The 4,468-nt window shown below is 60.2% G+C and carries 4 protein-coding genes and 1 pseudogene; 1 reads left to right on the top strand and 4 read right to left on the bottom strand.

Annotation, left to right across the window (positions count from 1 at the left end):
- Nucleotides 1-687, bottom strand: a 687-nt coding sequence (locus tag ACXJ7R_RS25575; RefSeq protein WP_457154260.1) for a sugar phosphate nucleotidyltransferase, incomplete at its 3' end; no start/stop codon positions are given.
- Nucleotides 684-1,979 (bottom strand): methyltransferase domain-containing protein, encoded by a 1,296-nt coding sequence (locus ACXJ7R_RS25570; RefSeq protein ID WP_457154259.1) that lies wholly within the window; start codon nucleotides 1,977-1,979, stop codon nucleotides 684-686. The genes ACXJ7R_RS25570 and ACXJ7R_RS25575, both read right to left, overlap by 4 nt.
- Before the next feature lie 353 nt (nucleotides 1,980-2,332).
- Between ACXJ7R_RS25570 and rfbC the strand changes: the two genes are divergently transcribed.
- Nucleotides 2,333-2,884 (top strand): dTDP-4-dehydrorhamnose 3,5-epimerase, encoded by a 552-nt coding sequence (gene rfbC / locus ACXJ7R_RS25565; RefSeq protein ID WP_457154258.1) that lies wholly within the window; start codon nucleotides 2,333-2,335, stop codon nucleotides 2,882-2,884.
- Here rfbC and ACXJ7R_RS25560 read toward each other — a convergent pair.
- Complete coding sequence (locus ACXJ7R_RS25560; RefSeq protein ID WP_457154257.1) at nucleotides 2,879-4,198, bottom strand: DUF4910 domain-containing protein; 1,320 nt, start codon at nucleotides 4,196-4,198, stop codon at nucleotides 2,879-2,881. The two genes, rfbC and ACXJ7R_RS25560, sit on opposite strands and share 6 nt — an antisense overlap.
- Nucleotides 4,199-4,203: 5 nt before the next feature.
- Nucleotides 4,204-4,468, bottom strand: a pseudogene (locus ACXJ7R_RS25555) (NAD-dependent dehydratase); the annotation flags it as partial.

The following is a 4,468-nucleotide window of genomic DNA, read 5'->3' as shown; positions in this document are numbered from 1 at the left end:
GAACCCGTCGTGCTTGTACGCCATCAGCATGTTGTCATCGATCAATCGCTTGAAAGGTTCGATAACGAGTTCCTCGCCGTCACGCATGTAGTCGAAGATTTCGGGACGGAACACGAAGTAGCCGCCATTGATCCAGATCTCGGACGTCTCCGTCGTGCGGAACTCGCGCACGCGACCGTCTTCAGCGATGTCGGCCAAATGGTATGTCAGCGGCGCGCGCACGGCGAGGAAGCAGGCGATCTTGCCGCTGGCCTCGAACTTCGCGATCACATCGTCGAGGTCTACATTGGTCAGGCCATCGGAGTAGTTGGCCAGAAACATCTTCTCGTTCTTGACGTGATCCTTCGCAGCCCAGAGGCGTTCTCCGATGTTGCGCCAGATGCCCGTATCGAGCAGGGTGATGCTCCAGTCCTTGACCGTGTCGCCCAGCAGCTTCACATCCTGGCCACCGTGCGTAACCACGCAATCGGAAAAGGTCTGTGGCCGGGTGTTCAGGAAAAAATCCTTGATGACGTTGGCCTTGTAGCCCAGGCACAGCACGAATTCGTCATGCCCGTAATCGCTGTACCACTGCATGACGTGGCGCAGGATCGGCTGGTGGCCGAGCGGAATCATCGGCTTTGGTATGCTTTCGGAATAGTCGCGGATCCGGGTCCCGCGGCCGCCGCAGAAAAGGACGACTTTCATCTCCGTAACTCCGATAGATCGATCACTGTCACAAAAGGAATTGGCACGACGAATTTCGCGCCCCAGGCGGCGACGTGGTGCATCTGCTGAATGATCTCGTCCTTCAGGTTCCAGGGAAGGATCAGGATGTAGTCTGGCTTGGCCTCGTCGATCGCGTCGATGGGCTTGATCGGGATGTGCATGCCCGGCGTGAAGCGGCCGTGCTTGTAAGGATTGCGGTCCACCGTGAAGTCGAGGAAATCGGTGCCGATGGCGCAGTAGTTGAGCAGCGTGTTGCCCTTGCCAGGCGCGCCGTAACCGCAAATCGTCTTGCCCTCGTTTTTGACCGAAACCAGGAACGCCAGGAGATCGCGCTTCGCGCGCTGCGCCTTGTAGCCGAAAGAGGCGTAGGTCGTCATTTCCGTAAGCCCATGTCTTTTTTCGCGCTCGAGGAGTTCGGCGACACTGTCATCAGTGGGCCGGCTGCCGCCCTCGTTGGCGAGATAAACACGCAACGATCCGCCATGGGTGGGCAGTTCCTCGACGTCGATCAACCGCAGCCCGTGGCGGGCCGCCATCAGGTCGATCGTCAGCAGTGAGAAATATGAAAAATGCTCGTGATAGATGGTGTCGAACTGGTTCTCCATCATCAGCCGCTCGATGTGCGGGAACTCGAGAGTGACCACGCCCTCCGGTTTGAGCAGGATTTTTATTCCCGCGACGAAGTCGTTGAGATCGGGCACCTGCGCCAGGACGTTGTTGCCGATGATCAGATCGGCGCGGAGTCCCTCGGCCACCATCTGAAGTGCCAGCCGCACCCCGAAGAAGTCGACCCGGGTGGGCACGCCCTTCTCGACCGCCGCGCGCGCAACGTTGGCCGCGGGCTCGATGCCAAGCACGGGAACGCCGAGCGGCAGGAAGTGCTGCAGCAGGTAGCCGTCATTGCTTGCGAGTTCTACCGCGAAGCTGTCGGCGCCAAGCCCAAGTCGCTTCGTGATCGCTTCGCAATAAGCTTTCGAGTGGGCCACCCAACTTGTCGAGAAGGAAGAGAAGTAGGCATATTCGTTGAAAATGGTCTCGGGGCTCACATACTCCTTGAGCTGCACCAGGTAGCAGCGCTCACAGACCAGGACATTGAGTGGATAATACAGTTCCATCTGGTCAAGCTGGTCGGCCTGCAGGAAGCTCTCGCAAGGTGGCGACATGCCCAGGTCGACCAGACTGTGGCGCAGGCGCGATCCGCACAGCCTGCAGCTGACATTGCGGCGTGCCGTGTTCTGGTCGCGAGCAATTTCGACAGCCTGAATATTCATTCCGTACCCCTCTGTCGCCCTGGTTTGAAAAAACGGAGACGCGGTGGCCTGACAATGAACCTGTGCCCGCCGCGCTCCGCAGGGAGTGCATCTTTTCAACGCAGGTTAGGACGGGGCGCCCCGCGAGTTCGATTTGCCAATCCGTTGGGTGCCTTAATCCTTATAGGGAAACCGCGGGGGCAATGACTGCGCAAGGACCTCCGAACGGGGTAATGCGGTCGGCCCGGCATACCGCGATCGGAGAAGCCACCTAAGGCTTAGGTAGCTCTTCCAGCCCAGGCAGGCGGTGCCGACAATCCGACCGCGGTGCTAGCCCGGCTAACTGAGCCCGGCTACTAGGGATTTAGGCAGACATGCGGTTTACCGAAACGGAGCTGAAGGGTGTCTGGCTGATCGAGCCGACACCGGTGGTTGACGATCGCGGTTCCTTCACCCGCACATTCTGTGAAAAGGAGATGGCTGATTGCGGGCTGGCGACGCGCTTTGTCCAACACAGCCGCGCACATTCGGWCAAAAAAGGAACACTGCGGGGGCTGCATTTCCAGGACGACCCGTACGCCGAGGTGAAGCTCGTCTCCTGTGTCCGCGGCGCGATTTTCGATGTCGTGGTGGATCTGCGCCCGAACTCGCCGACACGGTACAATTGGCTGGGCTTCGAGCTGACGCCCCAGAACATGAGGCAGGTCTACATCCCTGCCGGCTTCGCTCACGGGCTGCAGACCCTTACGGACGATGCCGAGGTCTCGTATCTCATATCGCAATTCTATACGCCCCATGCGTCGACGGGCGTGCGCTACAACGACCCTGCCTTTTCGATAGCCTGGCCGTTGATGCCGACGGCGATGTCGGAAAGGGATAAGGCGTGGCCGTTGCTCAAGCAAAGAACGGCCGCTGGAGCCCTATGAAGCCGCGGCCAGCAGACCGTGATCCGACAGCAGTCTCGCGGCGGCGGCCAGTTCCCTGAACGGCAGACCCGAGCGCTCCGCCATCGCGAGAAGCGAATGCTGGCCGTCGGCGAGATTGAGCACCCAAAGCAGAGACATCGAGGTTGCTCCCGAAGACGCCTGCCCGCCCAGGGCGGCGTAGAGGCCGCGCCTGCCGAGTTGTGGTTCGCCCTTGGAACAGAGGTTCAACGGCGTCCAGTCCCCTTCGACGATGTCGATCACGTCCGTCAGGATACGGAAGGAATCCTCCAGGTACTCCGGCTTGATGAAGTCGAGATTGTCAGCCGAGGTGTGGTATTCGGGGAAGGTGCCGTGGACGCTCCGCTGGAACATGCCGACCGGAAGATTGAAGCCCGGCGAACAATATTGCCTCTCGTCATAGCCGTAGGGGGAGAAATCCATCAACTTTGCCCCGGCTTCACGTCCCAGCACGTGAGCCATGGCGCGATCGATGACGGCATCGCCACGACGGCTGCGTTTGTATGCAGGACGTCCCGCGTCCCCCACGCATGACAGCACCAGACCGTGGTCGATGAGATGTGTCCGGCCCTCGTTGCGAGACAGCCACGCGATCGACCCGATCGTGCCTGGAGCGAACAGGAAGCGGTAGCTGTATCGTGTTTTTCTTGCCTTCATGCTTTTCGCAAGGATTGCCAGCAGGGCCAGGCCCGAACAGTTGTCGTTGGCCAATGAGGGATGGCAGATGTGCGCCGAAAGAAGGAATTCCCGCTCGGTCTGCCCGCGATGCAGGTATTCGCCGTAAGTGAGGCTGCCGTCCTTGAGTTCGGCATCGATCTCCACCCGGTAGAGACCGTCGGGCATTTTGGCGACACGGTCGTAGGCGACGCAGAAGCCCCATGTCGGGGCGTAGTAGCTGGTGCGGTAGGGGATCACTCCCGGCTGGTCGGGCAGCGTGTGAATATGCGACATCAACTCGTCGAGCGGCAGGATCCCTTTGAAGGGTACGCTGTAATTGACGACGTGCAGGTTGGAGTCGGCAAAATCCACGACCGTTTGCCCGTCCGGGCCAATGATGCTGGCCGAGCGGACGTTCCATTCCTTTGGAACAGTCCAGTCGAACACCTGCGTGCCGGTGGGCACCTCATGCCGGTCCAGGCCGACGTGCCCCGACAGGATATCCAGCGTCTGCCGCACACCGTCCCCGGTGATGCTCCTGCAAATCGGAAAGAGACGTTCGGCTAAGTCATAGATTTCCTGGCCGAGGTCGATGGAAGACGGCGGCGGGCCGAGTCCCTCCGGGGTTATGTGTTCCATTCCAGTTAACCCGCCGCGGCCTCCAGCATTCGCGAAGGTTCGGTGACCCGCATCCGGTCATCCAGAAGCCGGTTGGCCAGAAGATACCGGATGTGGCCGATACGTTGGAAGCGCGGTCCTTCGAATTCCTCGAGAGTGACATTGGACTTGCCGTAGGCCTTGTAAAGCTGCTCGGCGCCCTTGCGCGCATCCCACTGCGGCTTGAAGGCAGGAAGGGAGCGCGCGATCTTGCCGAAGTCGACGCGGTAGGACCGCTTATCGGGTCCAGCA

It is taken from the genome of Mesorhizobium sp. P5_C1, assembly GCF_054049815.1.
The sequence above is the reverse complement of the archived record's forward strand: the minus strand, read 5'-3'. Positions and strand labels throughout refer to the sequence as shown.

What these genes read in the sequence shown, in the direction of transcription:
- ACXJ7R_RS25570 (WP_457154259.1), bottom strand. Translation starts at nt 1,979, where the DNA reads ATGAATATTCAGGCTGTCGAAATTGCTCGCGACCAGAACACGGCACGC.
- ACXJ7R_RS25560 (WP_457154257.1), bottom strand. Translation starts at nt 4,198, where the DNA reads ATGGAACACATAACCCCGGAGGGACTCGGCCCGCCGCCGTCTTCCATC.